This window comes from Sulfurospirillum sp. 1612, assembly GCF_036556685.1.
Classification (GTDB): Bacteria; Campylobacterota; Campylobacteria; order Campylobacterales; family Sulfurospirillaceae; genus JAADIZ01.
In genome coordinates, this window is the sequence record NZ_CP140614.1 from 524894 (window position 1) to 544385 (window position 19492).

Below are 19492 nucleotides of genomic sequence, written 5' to 3' on the forward strand. Positions count from 1 at the left end.
GGGTCAATTATGTCACACAAATGGTATGCGATACAAACATATGCAGGTAGCGAACAAGCTGTAAAACGAGCGATAGAAAATCTAGTCAAAGATAACGGTATAGAAGAAAAACTTAAAGGCGTGCTTGTGCCTACAGAAGATGTTATGGAAGTTAAAAACGGAGAAAAAAAGATCAGTGAGAGAAGTTTGTATCCTGGATATGCCTTTGCAGAATTAGATCTTGATACGGCGTTATGGCAACAGATACAATCTCTTCCTAAAGTAGGACGATTTATCGGCGAATCAAAAAAGCCAACACCATTAAGCGAAAAAGACATCAATGTCATATTAGAAAAAGCAAACAAGAAAGGTGCCCCACGACCTAAAATATTTTTTGAAAACGGTGAAAATGTTAGAATTACTGAAGGGTCTTTCGCAAACTTTACTGGAATTGTTGAAGAGTATGACATGGAACATGGCAAGCTACGACTAAATGTCTCTATTTTCGGTAGAAGTACCCCTGTGGAGATTTTATATTCACAAGTTGAAAAGATAGTTTAAAAGAAATTAACGTGAGCAACAAGCAGGTTTGTTGAAGTTGCTTCGATCGATATATCGTGTAGATTGAATTAATCTGCGCTTTTTTTGATCAATTGATTTGGAATCATCTAAGTCAAATAAGATAAATATTGTACAAAGGAATTATAAAATGGCAAAGAAAGTAATTGGTGAAATAAAATTACAAATTGCAGCTACAAAAGCAAATCCATCTCCACCGGTTGGTCCAGCTCTTGGACAAAAAGGTGTCAATATTATGGAATTTTGTAAAGCTTTCAATGAAAAAACAAAAGATATGGTAGGTTACAATATCCCTGTTGTTATTACCGTTTATGCTGATAAAAGTTTTACTTTTATTACAAAGCAACCACCGGCAAGTGATTTGATAAAAAAAGCAGCTGGTATCAAAAAAGGTAGTGACAATCCTCTGAAAAATAAAATTGCTAATTTGACAAAAGAACAAGTACTTGACATTGTTGACAAAAAAATAGCAGATCTTAATACCAATGACAGAGAACAAGCTTCTAAAATTATTGAAGGAAGCGCAAGAAGTATGGGAATCACTGTTTCATAAAAATTGATCAACCCTTTACCGCCAGGTTTCAGGCGGAAGCAAAAAAATGCGGAGATATATAATGGCAAGCAAAGTTACAAAGAGATTTAAAGAATTATTGACTAAAGTAGATACAACTAAAAAATATGCAGTTGAAGAAGCTTTAGCAAATATAAAAAATTTAGCGAGTGCAAAGTTTGATGAAACAATCGAAATAGCACTAAAATTAAACGTGGATCCACGACACGCTGATCAAATGGTAAGAGGCTCAGTGGTGCTTCCAGCGGGTACGGGAAAAACAGTGAGAGTTGCAGTGGTTGCAAAAGATGCAAAAGCTGATGAAGCAAAAGCAGCAGGTGCAGATATTGTAGGTAGTGATGATTTGATTGCTGATATTCAAGCCGGTAAAATTGATTTTGATGTTTTAATCGCGACTCCTAACATGATGGGTATGGTTGGTAAAGTCGGTAGAATCTTGGGACCAAAAGGTATCATGCCGAACCCAAAAACTGGTACGGTTACTATGGACGTTGCAAAAGCTGTTGAAAATTCTAAAGGTGGACAAGTTAATTTTAGAGTTGACAAACAAGCTAATATTCATGCAGGAATTGGTAAAATCAGCTTCACACCAGAACAAATAAAAGAAAATTTTGAAACATTTATAAAAGCTGTCAATAAACACAAACCAGCATCAGCAAAAGGTAAATACATAAAATCAGCAGCTATTTCTTTGACCATGAGTCCTGCGATGGCGCTTGATAATCAAGAATTAATCGATTTAAAATAACACGTTTCACAATGCGAAAGCTTTAGTGAGATGAATTGGGATTGGGCTTTGCTCAAACCCAAGAAGAAAAAGAGGCATCTTCGCAACGCGAAAGCTTTAGTGAGATGAATTGGGATTGGGCTTTGCTCAAACCCAAGAAGAAAAAGAGGCATCTTCGCAACGCGAAAGCTTTAGTGAGATGAATTGGGATTGGGCTTTGCTCAAACCCAAGAAGAAAAAGAGGCATCTTCGCAACGCGAAAGCTTTAGTGAGATGAATTGGGATTGGGCTTTGCTCAAACCCAAGAAGAAAAAAAATAGAACAGTAAATCTTTGATTGGAGATAGTCGAGGTCTTTGACTTAATTTGGAATTTTCCAACTCTGCTTGAAATCACCGGTCGGAAAGGAGAAAAATTGACAAAAAATGAAAAAGTTGACATTGTTAACGCGTTAACTGAAGGATTCAAATCTTCCGATGCATTGATCGTTTGTGACTTTAAAGGTCTTGATACTAAGACTGTAGAAGGTCTAAGAAATAGTGCAAAAGACTTGGATGTTAATGTTCAAGTTGCAAAAAATACTCTTGCTGCTATTGCGCTAAAAAATGCTGACATTGATGGCATTGATTTAAAAGATACTAATATATTCATTTGGGGCGAAGATCAACTCAATGTCACAAAAGTAGTGGCAAAATTTGCTGAAACCAATAAAGTATTCCAAATTAAATGTGGATTTGTTGCTGGTGAAGTTGTAGATGAAGCTAAAATTGATGCGTTGTCTAAGCTACCGTCTCGCGACGAGCTTATTGGTATGCTTTTACAAACATGGATGGCTCCTGTTACCAATTTTACAATTGGCTTGGATGCATTGCGTGCTAAAAAAGAAGAAGCATAAGTTTTGTGTAGAAATACACATTTGAGTTTACTCAGATAGTGAAAATGATATAAATTCTGCACAAAGCGCAAGCTTTCGTGCAATGAAGTTAATATGGGCTTTGTCCATATTTAAGAAAACAATGAAGGAAACAAAAACATGGCAATTACAAAAGAAGATGTATTAGAATATATTTCAGGTCTTACAGTTCTTGAACTTAGTGATTTAGTTAAAGAATTTGAAGAAAAATTCGGTGTATCTGCTGCTCCAGTTATGGTTGCTGGTGCTGCTGGTGCTGCTGGTGCTGCTGCTGAAGAAAAAACAGAATTTGATGTTATTCTAAAAAGCGGTGGAGAAAAGAAAATCAATGCTATTAAAGTGGTTCGTGCAATCACTGGCCTTGGTCTTAAAGAAGCAAAAGAAGCTGTTGAAAGTGCACCAACTGTACTTAAAGAAGGTGTGGCTAAAGACGAAGCAGAAGATCTTAAAAAACAAATCGAAGAAGCAGGCGCAGAGGCTGAAATCAAGTAACGCAATGATTTGGGAGTGTGACACTCCCAAACACACAACGGAAACCAATTGGTCGACTAATTTTCTGTTACAAAACAGACAAACTACATATCCTTTTTATACAACTACACGAGGGTGACTCATGTTAAATAATTTAAATTCGGGAAATCGCCTAAGGGTTGATTTTTCCAAAGTTCCAAAAAAAATTGAAGTTCCAAATTTATTGCAACTACAACAAAAAAGTTATGAAAACTTTTTAGATGTGGGTGAAAATGCAGAAGGCGGTATAGAAAAAGTTTTTAAATCAATTTTCCCAATACATGATCCACAAAATAGACTTACTTTAGAGTATGTCGGATCAGAAATCGGAAAACCTAAATATAACGTTAGAGAATGCATGGAAAGAGGTTTGACATATTCTGTTGGCCTTAAGATGAACATACGCCTTATTTTATGGGATAAAGATGAAAAAACAGGTGAAAAAACAGGCGTTAAAGATATTAAAGAACAAGCGATATTTATAAGAGATATCCCTATGATGACGGATCGCACGTCATTTATTATCAACGGAGTTGAACGCGTTGTTGTCAATCAATTGCACCGTAGTCCTGGTGTAATTTTTAAAGAAGAAGAAAGCACAACGGTTAATAACAAACTAATATATACAGCACAAATCATACCCGATCGTGGATCATGGTTATATTTTGAATATGACGCAAAAGATACACTTTTTATGAGAATCAACAAAAGAAGAAAAGTTCCTATTACTATATTGTTTCGAGCATTAGGCTATAGCAAGCAAGACATCCTAAAATTATTTTATCCTGTTCAAACAATTAGAATAAAAGACAATAAATTTTTTATGGAATATGTACCTGATGATTTTGTAGGAAGAGTAGAATTTGATTTAAAAGATGAAAATGGTAACCAACTAATAGCAGCCGGTAAAAGATTGACCAAAAAACGGGCTGAAAAATTCAAAGAAGACGGTGTCAATTTTATTGAATATCCTGTCGATGTATTGACAAACCGATTCCTCTCATCTCCAATAATTGACCAAGAAAGTGGTGAAGTCCTCTATGATACTCTATCACAACTGGATGAAATTAAACTGGCTAAGATTGTTGAACAAGGCTGCACTTCTGTTGAAATCGCAAATGATTTAGCAAGCGGCGTTGATGATTCGATTATTAATTCATTTTTAGCTGATTATGAAACCTTGAAATTGTTACGACAAACCGAACAAATTGAAGATGAAAATGATTTGGCTACGATTCGTATTTATAAAGTTATGAGACCAGGTGAGCCTGTTACAAAAGAAGCAGCGAAAATATTTGTAAGAGATCTATTTTTTAATCCAGAACGTTATGATTTAACCAAAGTCGGTAGAATGAAAATGAACCACAAACTTGGTCTTGATGTACCTGAGTATGTGACGATTATGACAACCGATGATATTATCAAAACAGTAAAATATCTTATTAAAGTCAAAAATGGACAAGGTCATATCGATGATCGTGACCACTTGGGAAACAGACGTATTAGAGCCATTGGCGAACTCTTAGCCAATGAATTGCACTCCGGTCTCATCAAAATGCAAAAAGCAATCCGAGACAAATTTACAGCCCTTAGTGGAAGCATCGATGAAATTATGCCTCATGATATGATTAATTCTAAGATGATTACCAGTACCATTTTGGAATTCTTCTCAAGCGGACAATTGTCACAGTTTATGGATCAAACCAATCCTCTAAGTGAAATTACGCACAAAAGAAGACTCTCAGCACTCGGTGCGGGTGGTTTGGTAAAAGAGCGTGCTGGATTTGAAGTCCGTGACGTTCACCCTACTCACTATGGTAGAATTTGTCCGATTGAAACGCCAGAGGGACAAAATATTGGTTTGATTAATACGCTTGCGATGTATGCGAAAGTCAACGATTTAGGTTTTGTTGAAGCCCCATACCGAAAGGTAGAAAACGGCGTCATTCAAGATGAAATTGCATATATTACAGCTACGCAAGAAGAGGGACTTGTCATCGCGCCAGCGAGTACCAAAATTGGACCTAATAAAGAAATTGTAGAAGATTTAATTGAAGCTAGAATTGATGGTGAAATTGTTTTGGTCGAAAAAGAAAAAGTCAATATGATTGACCTCTCTTCGATGATGGTAGCCGGTGTGGCTGCTTCTTTGATTCCATTCTTGGAACATGATGATGCCAACCGTGCGCTGATGGGCTCGAACATGCAACGACAAGGAGTACCGTTGATGATTTCACAAGCTCCAATGGTCGGTACTGGTATGGAGGCAATCACAGCCAGAGATTCATGGGAAGCAATCAAAGCCAAACGTGCTGGTGTGGTTGAAAAAGTAGATAATAAAAACATTTATATTTTAGGTAAAGATGAAAATGGTTCTTTTATTGACCACTACATTTTGCAAAAAAATATGAGAACCAACCAAAATACAACCTTTACCCAAAAAGTCATCGTCAAAAAAGATGATGTGATTAAAGCAGGTCAAGTCATCGCGGATGGTCCGAGTATGGACAGAGGTGAGTTGGCTTTGGGTAAAAACGCCATGGTTGCGTTTATGCCATGGAATGGTTATAACTACGAAGATGCGATTGTCATCAGTGAAAAGATGATTCGTGATGATGCTTTCACAAGTGTTCATGTTTATGAAAAAGAGATAGAAGCAAGAGAATTAAAAGACGGTGTGGAAGAGATCACAAAAGATATCCCAAATGTCAGAGAAGAAGAACTCTCTCATCTTGATGATAGCGGTATCGTAGAAATTGGAACGTATATCAAACCGGGCATGATTTTAGTCGGTAAAGTATCTCCAAAAGGTGAAGTAAAACCAACTCCAGAAGAGCGATTGTTACGTGCAATCTTTGGTGAAAAAGCAGGTCATGTGGTCAACAAATCACTGTATGCTTCTCCATCACTTGAAGGGGTTGTTATTGATGTGAAAATCTTCACGAAAAAAGGATATGACCGCGATCCAAGAGCTTTGAGATCCTATGAGGAAGAAAAAGAAAAACTCGATCATGAACATCATGATAAACTTTTGATGCTAGATCGTGAAGAGATGATGAAAATCAACTCATTGCTATCAAAACATGCTTTGGAAAAAGATCAAGAGATCAACAAAAAACAGTACCATGCAGGTGAAAAAGTAGCATCGGAAGATTTAGATCAAGTCAATCGTTTTGCTATTAATAGTATTATCAAATCCTTTTCTAGTGAAGTGGAAGATGAGTATAAACAACTTAAAAATCATTTCCAAAATGAAAAGAAAAAGCTCAAAGAAGAGCATGACGAAAAACTCAATATCCTTGATAAAGATGACATTTTACCAAGTGGTGTTGTCAAATTGGTCAAAATCTATATTGCGACGAAACGAAAACTAAAAGTCGGTGATAAGATGGCCGGACGTCATGGTAATAAAGGTATCGTGTCAAACATCGTTAGAGAAATTGATATGCCTTACCTTAAAAATGGAGAGCCCGTTGATATCGTCTTGAATCCTCTAGGGGTTCCAAGTCGTATGAATATTGGACAAATCTTAGAAGTTCATCTCGGACTTGCTGGTCGAAGATTGGGTGATCAAATAAAAGAAATTTTTGAGACGAAACAAGGTGATTGGATCAAAGAGTTAAGAAGTAAAATGATTGCGATAGCTGATGTTGCGAAGCTCATGAATGCCAAAGAATTTTTAGCTCAAATTGATGATAAAAAACTTTTGGATTATGCCAGAGACTGGTCACGTGGCGTGAAATTCTCTACTCCTGTATTTGAAGGGGTAGATGAAGAAGAATTCAAAAAATTATTTGAACTCGCCAAAATTGATAGCGATGGTAAAAGCGAACTTTACGATGGTAAAACAGGTGAGAAGATGGAAGAGCGTGTCAATGTCGGATACATGTACATGCTAAAACTTCACCACTTAGTTGATGAAAAGATGCATGCAAGAAGTACCGGACCATACTCACTAGTCACACAACAACCTGTCGGTGGTAAAGCACTCTTTGGTGGACAAAGATTTGGTGAGATGGAAGTATGGGCACTTGAGGCCTACGGTGCGGCTCATACATTGAGAGAAATGTTAACGATAAAATCTGATGACGTAGAGGGAAGAGTATCTGCCTACAAAGCGTTGACACGAGGTGAAAACGTTCCTGAAACCGGTGTCCCTGAGACTTTCTTTGTGTTAGCAAATGAATTGAAGTCTTTGGCTTTAGATGTTGAGATATATAACGAGGTAGATGATGATGACAAAACATTATCTTAGTAATAGCCAAGCAACGGTTTTTCTTCGAGCAAGAAAAATTTCGATAGATACAAAATCTTTGAAGAGGGGATTTTAATATGAAAAATTTAGTACCGGTTGAAATATTAGATGATAATAGACCAAGAGACTTTCAAGCGTTTCAATTGCGACTTGCAAGTCCTGAAAAAATCAGATCATGGAGTTTTGGCGAAGTCAAAAAGCCAGAAACCATCAATTATAGAACATTAAAGCCTGAGAGAGACGGGCTTTTTTGTGCGAAGATTTTCGGTCCTGTAAGAGATTATGAATGTCTTTGTGGTAAATACAAAAAAATGCGATATAAGGGCATTAAGTGTGAAAAATGTGGGGTTGAAGTCACAAGTACCAAAGTGAGACGCTCTCGCATGGGACACATTGAATTAGTAACTCCGGTTGCTCATATTTGGTATGTCAATTCTCTTCCAAGTAGAATTGGAACGCTTCTTGGCGTGAAAATGAAAGATTTAGAGAGAGTATTATATTATGAAGCGTATATCGTCAAAGAGCCTGGTGAAGCTTTCTATGATGCCGAAAATACAAAAAAAGTAGAAAAATATGATGTTCTCAATGAAGAACAATACCAATCACTGTTTCAACGATTTGAAGACAGCGGATTTGTAGCGGACATGGGTGGACAAGTGGTCAAAGACTTGTTGGCTGATCTTGATCTTGTTGAGATTTTGGGTACATTAAAAGAAGAGATGTCTTTGACAAATTCTGAAGCAAAAAAGAAAACGATAGTAAAACGTTTGAAGATTGTTGAAGCATTATTGCACAGTCAAAATAGACCAGAATGGATGATGATTACCGTCCTTCCAATATTGCCACCAGACCTTCGTCCTCTTGTCTCACTAGATGGCGGTAAATTTGCGGTCAGTGACGTCAATGACTTGTATCGTAGAGTTATTAATAGAAACTCAAGACTAAAACGTTTGATGGAGCTTGACGCGCCACAAATTATTATCAGAAATGAGATGCGAATGTTGCAAGAGAGTGTGGATGCACTCTTTGATAACGGACGTCGCGCCAATGCTGTCAAAGGTGCCAATAAAAGACCTTTGAAATCGCTCTCTGAAATCATTAAAGGGAAACAAGGACGTTTTCGTCAAAACCTACTCGGTAAGAGGGTTGACTTCTCTGGTCGTTCTGTTATTGTCGTAGGACCAACACTGAGAATGGACCAATGTGGTCTTCCAAAATTAATGGCATTAGAATTATTTAAACCGCATTTGATCGCGCGACTGGAAGAAAAAGGGTATGCGACGACGATTAAACAAGCGAAAAAGATGATTGATAATAAAACCAATGAAGTGTGGGAATGTTTATCTGAAGTCGTTGAGGGATATCCGATTATGCTAAACCGTGCACCATCACTGCACAAACTCTCTATTCAAGCCTTTCATCCGGTTTTGATTGAAGGAAAAGCTATTCGTTTGCATCCGCTCGTGTGTTCTGCTTTTAATGCGGACTTCGATGGGGATCAAATGGCCGTACATGTTCCTTTATCCCAAGAAGCGATTGCTGAGTGTAAAGTCTTGATGCTAAGTTCTATGAATATCCTCTTGCCTGCATCAGGTAAAGCAGTCACCGTACCGACACAAGATATGGTCTTGGGTCTTTATTATATGTCTTTGGAAAAAGTCAATGCTAAAGGGTCTAATAAGATTTTTTCAAATATCAATGAAGTCCATATTGCATTAGATTCAGGTTACTTAGTACCTCAAGCTAAAATCAAAACCGTTGTCGATGGCAAAGTGATTTTTACGACCGCAGGACGCCTTATTATCAAATCAATTTTACCAGAGTTCGTACCGCAAGAGTATTGGAACAAGGTAATGAAAAAGAAAAATATTGCTGAATTGGTTGATTATGTTTATAAAGAAGGCGGTTATAACGTGACGGCTGAATTTTTAGATAATCTAAAAAATCTCGGTTTCAAATACGCAACCAAAGCGGGTATTTCAGTCTCTATTGATGATATCAAAGTCCCTGAAACAAAGGTAGCTAAAATTGGTGCTGCTAAGAAAAAAGTACGAGAAATTCAAAAACAATACAGCTCAGGACTTTTGACAGAACAAGAGCGATATAACAAAATTGTCGATATTTGGACAGACACGAACAACGACCTTGCCAAAGAGATGATGAAGCTCACGGAGAGTGATAAAGATGGCTTTAACTCAATCTACATGATGGCAGACTCTGGTGCTAGGGGTAGTGCGGCACAGATTCGTCAGCTAGCAGGTATGCGGGGATTGATGGCAAAACCAGATGGTAGTATTATTGAAACACCGATTATTTCAAACTTTAGAGAAGGTCTAAACGTCCTTGAATACTTTATCTCAACGCATGGTGCTAGAAAAGGTTTGGCCGATACCGCGCTAAAAACGGCGAATGCGGGTTACTTGACAAGAAAACTTATCGATGTTTCTCAAAATGTCAAAGTAACGATGGAAGATTGTGGTACGCATGAAGGTGTTGAAATCACAGAAATCAGTGAAAGCGGTGAACTCATCGAATCATTGACTGATCGTGCTTTTGGTAGAGTATTAGCAGAAGATGTCATCGATACTATCACTAATGAAGTGCTCTTTACAGAAGGTACTTTGATTGATGAGAAAAAAGCCAAAACACTCGAAGAAGCAGGCGTCAAATCAGTAGTTATCCGAACACCAATCACATGTAAAGCCAAAAAAGGTATTTGTGCAAAATGTTATGGTATTAATCTGGGTGTCGGTACTTTGGTAAAACCAGGTGAAGCTGTGGGTATTATCTCAGCACAATCAATCGGTGAGCCAGGAACGCAACTAACACTAAGAACATTCCACATCGGGGGAACGGCGTCTACTGAAGCACAAGACAGACAAGTCATCGCACAAAAAGAAGGTTTTATCCGATATTACAATGTTAAAACTTATGTCTCAAAAGAGAGTAGAAATATTATTGCAAACCGTAGAAATGCATCGATTCTCCTTGTTGAGCCAAAAATAAAAGCCACTCATGATGGTATTTTGAGTATTGATAATTCTCATGATGAAGCGATTATTACCATCAAAGCCGCAGATGGTGAGAGCAGCAAATATGTGCTTAGAAAAAGTGATCTTGCAAAATCAAACGAACTCGCGGGTGTTAGTGGTAAAGTAGAAGGTAAGTTTTATCTACCATATGGCAATGGTGATACGGTCCATGAAAATGAAAGTATTGTCGAAATCATTAAAGAGAGTTGGAATATTCCAAATCGTATCCCATACGCGAGTGAAGTACGCGTACACGATGGTGATCCGATATCTCAAAAAATCCTCTCAGAAGCATTAGGTACGGTGAAGTATTACAAATTAGCAGGGGATTACCTAGAACGCTACAATGCGGTAGAAAAAGATCATCAAGTTGATGAAAAAGGTCTATTTGCTGTGATTGCGGATGCTGAAAATAGAGAAGCGATCCGACATTATATTCCAAGAGGTTCAATTATTGACCTAGAAGATAATACCGTAGTAGATACCTTGGACACTGTTTTGGCACATCCAAGCAGTGCCGAACAAATCGTGATTGCAGAGTGGGATCCATATTCGGTTCCGATTATATCAGAAGAGTCCGGTGTGATTACGTTCGAAGATATTGAACCTGGTGTGAGTGCGACAGAACAATTTGATGAAATGACCGGTGAGAGCCGACTCGTTATCAATGAATATCTCCCAGCAGGATTGAAGCCGACATTGATTATCGCAACAGATTCAGGTAAGATTATTAAATATCAATTAGAACCAAAGACTGCGATATTTGTCAAAGACAATGAGCACGTCAATATTGCTGATATTATCGGTAGAACACCAAAAGCTGCTGCAAGATCAAAAGATATTACCGGGGGTCTTCCTCGTGTTAGTGAACTCTTTGAAGCCAGACGTCCAAAAGATGCGACGGTTATTGCAGAGATTGATGGAACGATTCGATTTGGTAAGCCACTTCGTTCAAAAGAGCGTATTATCATCGATGCCGAAGATGGCACGAGTGTTGAGTATTTGATTAATAAAAATACGCAAATCCACGTGCATGCGGGCGAGTTTGTTCATACGGGTGAAAAATTAACTGATGGTGTGGTATCAAGTCATGATATTCTAAGAATTATGGGTGAAAAAGCACTGCATTATTATTTAATCAGTGAAATCCAACAAGTCTATCGAAGACAAGGTGTTGCGATTAGCGATAAACACATCGAAATTATCGTCTCTCAAATGTTGAGACAGATTAAAATCGTAGATAGTGGGGACACTAAATTTATCGAAGGTGATTTGATTAGTAGAATTCGATTTAACGAAGAAAATGAAAAAATTATCAAGATGGGTGGTGAACCTGCAATTGCTGAGCCAATTTTATTGGGTGTTACCCGTGCGGCAATCGGAAGTGATAGTATCATCTCTGCTGCATCATTCCAAGAGACAACTAAAGTCTTGACAGAAGCGAGTATTGCTGCGAAAATGGATCACTTGAGAGATTTGAAAGAAAACGTTATATTGGGTCGAATGATTCCAGTAGGAACCGGTTTGTATAAAGATAAATCAATCAAGATAAAACAACAATAAGGTGTTAGAAGGTTAAATTAAGCTTAATTTAACCTTCTTATAAGCTATTTTTAAATAAAATAGCGCGTATTTTTGTAAAAATAGTAAAGGAAAGAATGTGCCAACAATTAACCAATTGGTAAGAAAAGAAAGAAAAAAGGTGATTAAAAAATCAAAATCACCTGCGTTAGTCGGATGCCCTCAAAGAAGAGGCGTTTGTACGAGAGTTTATACTACAACTCCAAAAAAACCAAACTCAGCTTTGAGAAAAGTTGCAAAAGTTCGGTTGACAAGTGGATTTGAAGTTATTAGTTATATCGGTGGTGAAGGCCACAACTTGCAAGAGCACTCTATTGTTCTAGTACGTGGCGGTAGAGTCAAGGATTTACCGGGTGTTAAGTATCATGTCGTCCGTGGTGCACTCGATACAGCAGGTGTTGCAAACCGAACGGTAGCAAGAAGTAAATACGGTACTAAAAAACCTAAATAAATTTAATCCACAGGTATTGTCCGTTTCGATTTGACAATATTTGAGTAAAATTTAAAATTTGAAGGAAACATAAAATGAGAAGAAGAAAAGCCCAAGTTAGGGAAATACTCCCAGATCCAATATACAACAGTAAAATAATCACAAAATTTATCAATAGTTTAATGTACGATGGTAAAAAAAGTATCGCAGCCAAAGTTTTTTATGGCGCTCTTGAACTTGCCGAAAAAAGAAGCGGTGAGATGAAAGGGATTGAAGTATTTAATGCTGCTATCGAAAATGTAAAACCGATTATGGAAGTTAAAAGTAGAAGAGTTGGTGGCGCAACCTACCAAGTTCCGGTAGAAGTAAGACCAGTACGACAACAAGCGTTGGCACTAAGATGGCTTGTTTCATATGCTAGAAAAAGAAGCGAAAGAACTATGGTCGAAAGACTAGCAAATGAATTGCTTGATGCTGCTAACAGCAGAGGTGCTACATTTAAGAAAAAAGAAGATACATATAAAATGGCTGAAGCAAATAAAGCTTTTGCTCACTACCGCTGGTAGGAAGGAAACATTATGGCAAGAAAAAACCCTATTGAAATGGTCAGAAACATTGGAATTGCTGCACATATTGATGCCGGAAAAACAACAACAACAGAAAGAATTCTTTTTTATACCGGTATTTCACACAAAATTGGAGAAGTTCATGATGGCGCTGCTACTATGGACTGGATGGAACAAGAAAAAGAAAGAGGTATTACCATTACTTCTGCGGCTACAACATGTTTTTGGAATAACCACCAAATTAATATCATAGACACTCCGGGCCACGTTGACTTTACTATTGAAGTGGAACGAAGTATGCGTGTTCTTGATGGTGCTGTGGCAGTATTTTGTGCCGTTGGTGGTGTTCAACCACAAAGTGAAACCGTTTGGAGACAAGCGAATCGATATAAAGTTCCAAGAATGGTTTTTGTAAATAAAATGGACCGAACGGGTGCAGATTTTTATGAAGTCGAACGTCAAATCAAAGAGAGATTAAAAGCAAATCCAGTGGCCATTCAAATTCCTATCGGTGCTGAAGAAAATTTCAAAGGGGTGATTGATCTCGTCCAAATGAAAGCATTGGTATGGGAAGACGAAGCAGCAATGGGATCTCACTATGAAGTAGAAGAAATTCCGGCTGATCTTCTTGAAAAAGCACAAAGTTATAGAGAAAAACTCGTCGAAGCAGTTTCTGAAACTGATGATGAACTTTTGGAAAAATATCTTGGTGGTGAAGAATTAACTGAAGAAGAAATCAAACGTGGTATTAAACAAGGATGTTTGGACCTTAAAATTGTTCCGATGCTTTGTGGTACTGCCTTTAAAAACAAAGGGGTACAACCTCTTCTTGATGCTGTTGTTGATTACATGCCAGCTCCAACTGAAGTTGCGGCAATCCGTGGTGAATATGAAGATGGTACTGAAACTATAGTTGAGTCAACAGATGATGGTGACTTTGCTGCATTGGCATTTAAAATTATGACCGATCCATTTGTGGGTCAATTGACATTTGTAAGAGTGTATCGCGGTAAAATGGAAAGCGGCTCTTATGCGTATAACACAACAAAAGATAAAAAAGAAAGAGTCGGTAGACTTCTTAAGATGCATTCTAACAAACGAGAAGAAATCAAAGAATTGTATGCTGGTGAAATCGGCGCGGTTGTAGGATTGAAAGATACCCTAACGGGTGATACTCTAGCTGGCGAAAAAGATCACGTAATCTTAGAGCGAATGGATTTCCCAGATCCTGTTATCTCTGTTGCGGTTGAACCAAAAACAAAAGCGGATCAAGAAAAAATGGGTATTGCTTTGCAAAAACTTGCACAAGAAGATCCAAGCTTTAGAGTTGAATCTGATGAAGAAAGCGGACAAACTATCATCTCAGGTATGGGTGAATTGCACCTTGAAATCCTTGTTGATAGAATGCTTAGAGAATTTAAAGTTGATGCGGAAGTTGGTCAACCACAAGTGGCGTACCGTGAAACTATCAAGAAAACAGTGGAACAAGAGTACAAATACGCAAAACAGTCAGGTGGTCGTGGACAATATGGTCACGTTTATCTTAGACTTGAGCCTAGAAAACCAGGCGAAGGTTATGAATTTGTGAACGATATCAAAGGGGGATCAATTCCAAAAGAGTTTATTCCAGCTGTTGATAAAGGGCTCAAAGAAGCAATGCAAGGCGGTGTTCTTGCAGGTTATCCTGTAGAAGATGTTAAAGTAACACTTTATGATGGTAGTTATCATGATGTGGATTCATCTGAAATGGCATTTAAATTGGCTGCGTCAATGGGTTTCAAAGAAGGTGCTAGAAAAGCTGATGCGATTATACTAGAACCTATGATGAAAGTTGAAGTGGAAACTCCAGAAGATTTCATGGGGGATGTTATCGGTGATCTCAATAGAAGAAGAGGACAAATCAACTCTATGGACGATCGTGCAGGACATAAAATTGTCAATGCATTCTGCCCACTCTCTGAAATGTTCGGATACTCAACTGACTTGAGATCACAAACTCAAGGACGTGCTTCTTACTCTATGGAATTTGATCATTATGAAGAAGTTCCAAGAAATGTTGCAGAAGAAATTATCAAAAAACGAAACGCGTAAATTTAAAAATATAAAAAGCTAGGCACCTCATCACTGAGGTGACCTAGCTTTTTTTTTCTCCATATACCAGATGTGACCCGGTAGCTCAGCTGGATAGAGCACTCGATTCCTAATCGAGAGGTCATGCGTTCAAATCGCATCCGGGTCACCATCACAATTAATTTCCTTCCTTTTAATAATACTTTAAATTATCGCTGTTTTTATAATCTCACCGGTTTGGTTTTGGGTTTGGTATCTTCTATGAGAAGTACCGGCTGGCTAAAGGGGGCAAGGCGCTCTAGAAGGTCGATAACACTCAGTAAAGGGGTAGCATAAAAAAATTTGAGATGTTGCTCAAACTGCCACAGTTGGTCTGCATAGATGAGCACTTGATAGGGAATATCGCTGATTCCATCTTTATCTTTATCAAATCCAACATATCGATCCCAATAATTCATCTCGATGTCATTGTGATAATACTGCCCACCTCTTATGTCTTTGACGACATCTTCAAGATTGCCGATGACATTATTATATTTGATAGTGTTATTTTTGATGGCATTATAAAAATGAAACGCGACATTGTTATTGATGATTTTGTTATATTTTATATATCGTTGCATCCCGATTTCTGCACTGCTGGCATTGATAAAAAATGCCTGAGAATGTCCAGTCAATACATTGTGCGTGACATGTATATTTTTGCCCCCTTCGAGCATGATACCCGTACCGGTTGTGAGGTGAGTTTTGACGATTTGATTGTTTGTAATATCAATATTTTTACTTCCCACACAGCGCACTCCTGCATAATTTGAGTAGATGTTATTGGCGTTGATGGAGACATCATGACTCATATTGATGAGGATACTAAATCGACCATATTCCAAAGTGTTGTGATTGATTTTATTGTGGTTCGACCGATTCAAAGACAAATCTCTGCTTCCTATGAGATGGTTTTTGGCTATGAGATTGTTGTGTGAATTCCACAACCTTATCCCATCGCCTCGATTATCAATGACGCTGTCTTGGTATGATTTTATAGTATTGTTGATGATTTTAGAATGTGAGGTATCAAAGAGGATGATGCCAAAGAGGGTTTTGTAAATATGGCAGTTTTCAATCGTCACATGGTGAGCTTGATCGACTTTTATCCCACTATCAAGGCGATGTCTTTGATGGCCGCTGTTTGTGATGCTGAGATTTTGTATCGTGACATAAGAGCTTTTTATCATGATGACCGTGCCGTTGCCATCGCCTTGGATGATGCTCTCTTTGCCTGAGCCTTCTAATATCAGTGGCTTATCAATCACAATAGGACCTCTAAAGACTCCTTTTGGGAGCGTTATCTTTGATCCTGCTTGGGCATGAGCGATGATGTGATTGATGCTTTGATCTGCAAAGAGGGACAATGTGCAAAAAAGAGTGATAAAAAAGAGAATTTTTTTCATAAAACTACAATCTTTCTGTTGTTTATTTTTTGCTATTGTAGCATATCTTGAAGATTTAGTTTTTGGTATTGCCGTTAATTTTGTATTGCATTCTGCGCTCTAAGTGTTTGGATACAAACGCAATCGTATAGGTCATGATAAAATAAAAGACACCTAAAGTCAGATAGATTTCAAACGGCTCATAGGTTCTCACATAGATGAGTTGTCCCGCTCGTGTGAGCTCTGTGATGGAGAGTACTGAGACCAGGGAGCTGTCTTTGAGTATGGCCGCATAAGAATTCGTCAGCGGCACCAAAACCAGTCGCAAGGCTTGAGGGTAGAGAATGTGTATCAAAGCGGTGAGGGTATTCATCCCCAGGGATTTAGCTGCTTCGTGCTGCCCTTTATCAATCGATTCCATGCCCGAGCGTACAATTTCTGATATATAAGCGGCGTAATTGAGTGATAGTCCTAAAATCGCCGCCTCATGACTGGACATCGTAATATGAATTTGGGGCAAACCATAATAGATAAAAAAGAGTTGAATCAACAATGGTGTACCCCGGAAGATTTCAATATAAACGACAAAAATCTTGTCAAGAATCCATGGGATTTTATAGCTTCGCGCTGTCCCCATCACAATCCCGATACATAAAGCCAACACAAACGAGATGAATGAGAGATAAACCGTGAGCCATGAGGCCTCCAAGAGGAAGCCGATGTTATCCCATATGATACTGAAATTCAAATTATTTTACAGCCAACCATTTTTGGATCAATGCATCATAAGTGCCATTTTTCTTGAGCACATCCAAGGCATGATTGATTTGTTGTGTCAGTTCATCTTGTCCTTTTTTCATGACGACAACCAACTCAGCAGGAGCCAATTTATCGATGATTTTGTATTGTGTTTTAAAATCTTTTTGATTGATGGCATAAGTATATCCGACAACAACGGCATCAATTCGGCCATTTTTTAAATCCAAAAATGCTTCGGGATTATAGTTGTATCGTGCTACTTGTTTGAGACCTTTGAGTTTATCGACGATTTGCTCACTCCCACTTCCTAGTTGTACTCCAACACGTTTGCCTACCAAATCTTTTTTCGATTTGATGGTGTCATTGTTTTTGTTGACGACAATGACATCATTGAGCAAATAGTAAGTATTAGAGAGATTGACATTGTTTTTACCTGCTTCTTGTCGTGCCATCGCACTGATGATGACGTCGAATTTATTGGTTTTTAAACCCCCTAGTAATGCTTGCCACTCTGCATCATGAATGACGATTTTTTTACCGATGATTTGACCGATTGCATTGGCTAAGTCAATATCAAAACCGACGATTTTTCCATTTTTTGCATCGCGTGATTCAAAGGGCGGATAAGCCGCACATAATCCTACATTAATCGTATCTTGGGCCGCATGGGCCAACAATCCAAAAGCCAACATGGCCAGGAGTAATAATTTTTTCATAATAGTTCCTTTAAAATACCCTCTACACTGATTGATGGATTTGCTTCATCAATCGCATAAAAGTTTAATTTGAGATTATTTTGCGCTAATAATTCTTGAAAAATTTCAATAAAAACACCCGCCTCAGGGCTCTCTTTGAGTGTTCCCATAATCTTGGGAAGTTGTGGATTATTACTCAATTCGCCTCCCCAAGCAGCGCTACAGGTGAGATTGACGCCACAGTTTGGACTACCATCCACGCCGATACAGCCGCTAAGCTCATAACCGTTAGCGTGATAATCAAGCAATTGATCGATGATGGGCTCTAAGAGGGCACGACAATGTTTGCGATAATAAGGGGTGTTGTATTGCTCTTTTACCTGTCCCCAGCGCGTCAAACCTTGTGCGAGCAGTTCAGGGCAGGGAAGTTGCACCAGCCCATAACCTCGCGAGATAAGAGGTACCACCAACTCTTGAATGGCTCCTTGATACAGAGCAATACCCTCGATTTTAGAGTTTGCATTGAGAATGCAGTGACTTAAGAGTATTATTTTTTTATTGCGTTGCACGTTGTGCCTTTGGATTGAGTTATTAAGCGGAGTGACTCATGCTAGAAGCAGTCTTGTCGTCCCAAATCTTGGGAATGTGCTTTAAAGATTGTCGGCATTATATTCAGTTTTTTCTTAAGTCATACTTTAAGCAAATACCCCAAAATATCGCTTGAAATACTAGGGTAGATGCAAAAATAGTGTGGAGCAGTAAAGAGACTATTGTATCATGACCGATATAAATCGGTCACGTAGATTTATGATTTTTTTAATTTTTGTATTTGTTTATCAAAAAATTCTTCAAGCAGCTTTTTTTGTTTTGGCTTGAGTATGGCATTTTTATGCATCCATGTGTAATTACTAATCGGCATCAAATCGCGTTTGATGAGATGGTTGACCCGTTTGAGTCTTGAGAGTTTTACTTTTGGATCTATCATGGCCCAATTGGAGAAATTTAGTGCTTTACGCCCTCTGTTGATATGATCGGCCATGAACCAAGATACTGGTGCGATGTTACTATACCATGGGTATTTTGTCTCATTGGAGTGACAATCATAACATGAACTTTTTAAAACCTTCATGACTGGCACACTCGCGTGGAGTTCTTCTTGTGGATTGACTTTGGGATTTGTAAAATCCGGTCTGATAACCTGTATAACCAGTAAGATTCCAAGCACAATAAAAATAGCGTATTTCATCTATATTCCATCCTTTTTTCTAAAAATTAAGGTGAAGATTATATCCTTAAAGATTAAATATTAATAAAACAGATATCCTATTGTTATTAATAATGTGTAAGCTTTAATACAATATCATGATAAGACACACCACGTCTCATCAGCATGACATGA

The 19492-nt window shown here is 38.0% G+C and carries 17 protein-coding genes and 1 tRNA gene; 13 read left to right on the forward strand and 5 right to left on the reverse strand.

The annotated features are described in order from the left end of the window. Positions 1-6: 6 nt before the first annotated feature. From nusG to SFB89_RS02750, 13 genes are all read left to right on the forward strand, one after another. Entirely contained in the window at positions 7-540 is a 534-nt protein-coding gene (gene nusG, locus SFB89_RS02690; protein WP_331776045.1) for a transcription termination/antitermination protein NusG, read from the forward strand. Between the two features lie 148 nt (positions 541-688). Continuing rightward, positions 689-1111, forward strand: a complete 423-nt coding sequence (gene rplK, locus SFB89_RS02695) for a 50S ribosomal protein L11 (RefSeq protein ID WP_331775405.1) — start codon at positions 689-691, stop codon at positions 1109-1111. 61 nt (positions 1112-1172) lie between these two features. Further along, on the forward strand, positions 1173-1877 hold the full coding sequence (gene rplA / locus SFB89_RS02700) for a 50S ribosomal protein L1 (RefSeq protein ID WP_331775406.1): 705 nt from the start codon (positions 1173-1175) through the stop codon (positions 1875-1877). A gap of 35 nt (positions 1878-1912) precedes the next feature. Then, complete coding sequence (locus SFB89_RS02705) at positions 1913-2059, forward strand: hypothetical protein (RefSeq protein ID WP_331775407.1); 147 nt, start codon at positions 1913-1915, stop codon at positions 2057-2059. A gap of 1 nt (position 2060) precedes the next feature. Beyond that, complete coding sequence (locus tag SFB89_RS02710; protein ID WP_331775408.1) at positions 2061-2192, forward strand: hypothetical protein; 132 nt, start codon at positions 2061-2063, stop codon at positions 2190-2192. Between the two features lie 78 nt (positions 2193-2270). Next, entirely contained in the window at positions 2271-2750 is a 480-nt protein-coding gene (rplJ, locus tag SFB89_RS02715; RefSeq protein WP_331775409.1) for a 50S ribosomal protein L10, read from the forward strand. Positions 2751-2888: 138 nt separating this feature from the next. Further along, positions 2889-3260: a 50S ribosomal protein L7/L12 gene (rplL, locus tag SFB89_RS02720; RefSeq protein WP_331775410.1), complete on the forward strand. Its 372-nt coding sequence runs from the start codon at positions 2889-2891 to the stop codon at positions 3258-3260. A gap of 121 nt (positions 3261-3381) precedes the next feature. After that, the gene (gene rpoB, locus SFB89_RS02725) at positions 3382-7533 is read left to right on the forward strand and encodes a DNA-directed RNA polymerase subunit beta (RefSeq protein WP_331775411.1); all 4152 of its coding nucleotides are present in this window, start codon (positions 3382-3384) and stop codon (positions 7531-7533) included. A 77-nt stretch (positions 7534-7610) separates the two neighbouring features. Continuing rightward, positions 7611-12128, forward strand: coding sequence for a DNA-directed RNA polymerase subunit beta' (gene rpoC, locus SFB89_RS02730; RefSeq protein WP_331775412.1), 4518 nt, complete (start codon positions 7611-7613; stop codon positions 12126-12128). A 97-nt stretch (positions 12129-12225) separates the two neighbouring features. Continuing rightward, the gene (rpsL, locus tag SFB89_RS02735; protein WP_331775413.1) at positions 12226-12597 is read left to right on the forward strand and encodes a 30S ribosomal protein S12; all 372 of its coding nucleotides are present in this window, start codon (positions 12226-12228) and stop codon (positions 12595-12597) included. Between the two features lie 74 nt (positions 12598-12671). Further along, positions 12672-13142 (forward strand): 30S ribosomal protein S7, encoded by a 471-nt coding sequence (gene rpsG / locus SFB89_RS02740; protein WP_331775414.1) that lies wholly within the window; start codon positions 12672-12674, stop codon positions 13140-13142. Between the two features lie 12 nt (positions 13143-13154). Then, positions 13155-15233 (forward strand): elongation factor G, encoded by a 2079-nt coding sequence (fusA, locus tag SFB89_RS02745; protein WP_331775415.1) that lies wholly within the window; start codon positions 13155-13157, stop codon positions 15231-15233. Between the two features lie 74 nt (positions 15234-15307). Beyond that, positions 15308-15384 (forward strand) — tRNA-Arg (locus tag SFB89_RS02750). A gap of 49 nt (positions 15385-15433) precedes the next feature. Here the strand turns inward: SFB89_RS02750 and nosD are convergent. The 5 genes from nosD to SFB89_RS02775 all read right to left on the reverse strand — a co-directional run bounded on the left by nosD (position 15434) and on the right by SFB89_RS02775 (position 19339). Beyond that, on the reverse strand, positions 15434-16660 hold the full coding sequence (gene nosD / locus SFB89_RS02755; protein WP_331775416.1) for a nitrous oxide reductase family maturation protein NosD: 1227 nt from the start codon (positions 16658-16660) through the stop codon (positions 15434-15436). A 55-nt stretch (positions 16661-16715) separates the two neighbouring features. Next, complete coding sequence (locus SFB89_RS02760) at positions 16716-17348, reverse strand: amino acid ABC transporter permease (protein WP_331775417.1); 633 nt, start codon at positions 17346-17348, stop codon at positions 16716-16718. Between the two features lie 40 nt (positions 17349-17388). Next, the gene (locus tag SFB89_RS02765) at positions 17389-18114 is read right to left on the reverse strand and encodes a transporter substrate-binding domain-containing protein (protein WP_331775418.1); all 726 of its coding nucleotides are present in this window, start codon (positions 18112-18114) and stop codon (positions 17389-17391) included. Continuing rightward, entirely contained in the window at positions 18111-18662 is a 552-nt protein-coding gene (locus tag SFB89_RS02770; protein WP_331775419.1) for a CD3072 family TudS-related putative desulfidase, read from the reverse strand. Before SFB89_RS02770 ends, SFB89_RS02765 begins: the two co-directional genes overlap by 4 nt. A gap of 236 nt (positions 18663-18898) precedes the next feature. Next, on the reverse strand, positions 18899-19339 hold the full coding sequence (locus SFB89_RS02775) for a heme-binding domain-containing protein (protein ID WP_331775420.1): 441 nt from the start codon (positions 19337-19339) through the stop codon (positions 18899-18901). Positions 19340-19492 lie beyond the last annotated feature (153 nt).

Coding starts and splice junctions, on each gene's coding strand:
- rplK (WP_331775405.1), top strand. CDS start 689: ATGGCAAAGAAAGTAATTGGTGAAATAAAATTACAAATTGCAGCTACA.
- rplA (WP_331775406.1), top strand. CDS start 1,173: ATGGCAAGCAAAGTTACAAAGAGATTTAAAGAATTATTGACTAAAGTA.
- rplL (WP_331775410.1), top strand. CDS start 2,889: ATGGCAATTACAAAAGAAGATGTATTAGAATATATTTCAGGTCTTACA.
- rpoB (WP_331775411.1), top strand. CDS start 3,382: ATGTTAAATAATTTAAATTCGGGAAATCGCCTAAGGGTTGATTTTTCC.
- rpoC (WP_331775412.1), top strand. CDS start 7,611: ATGAAAAATTTAGTACCGGTTGAAATATTAGATGATAATAGACCAAGA.
- rpsG (WP_331775414.1), top strand. CDS start 12,672: ATGAGAAGAAGAAAAGCCCAAGTTAGGGAAATACTCCCAGATCCAATA.
- fusA (WP_331775415.1), top strand. CDS start 13,155: ATGGCAAGAAAAAACCCTATTGAAATGGTCAGAAACATTGGAATTGCT.
- nosD (WP_331775416.1), bottom strand. CDS start 16,660: ATGAAAAAAATTCTCTTTTTTATCACTCTTTTTTGCACATTGTCCCTC.
- SFB89_RS02765 (WP_331775418.1), bottom strand. CDS start 18,114: ATGAAAAAATTATTACTCCTGGCCATGTTGGCTTTTGGATTGTTGGCC.
- SFB89_RS02775 (WP_331775420.1), bottom strand. CDS start 19,339: ATGAAATACGCTATTTTTATTGTGCTTGGAATCTTACTGGTTATACAG.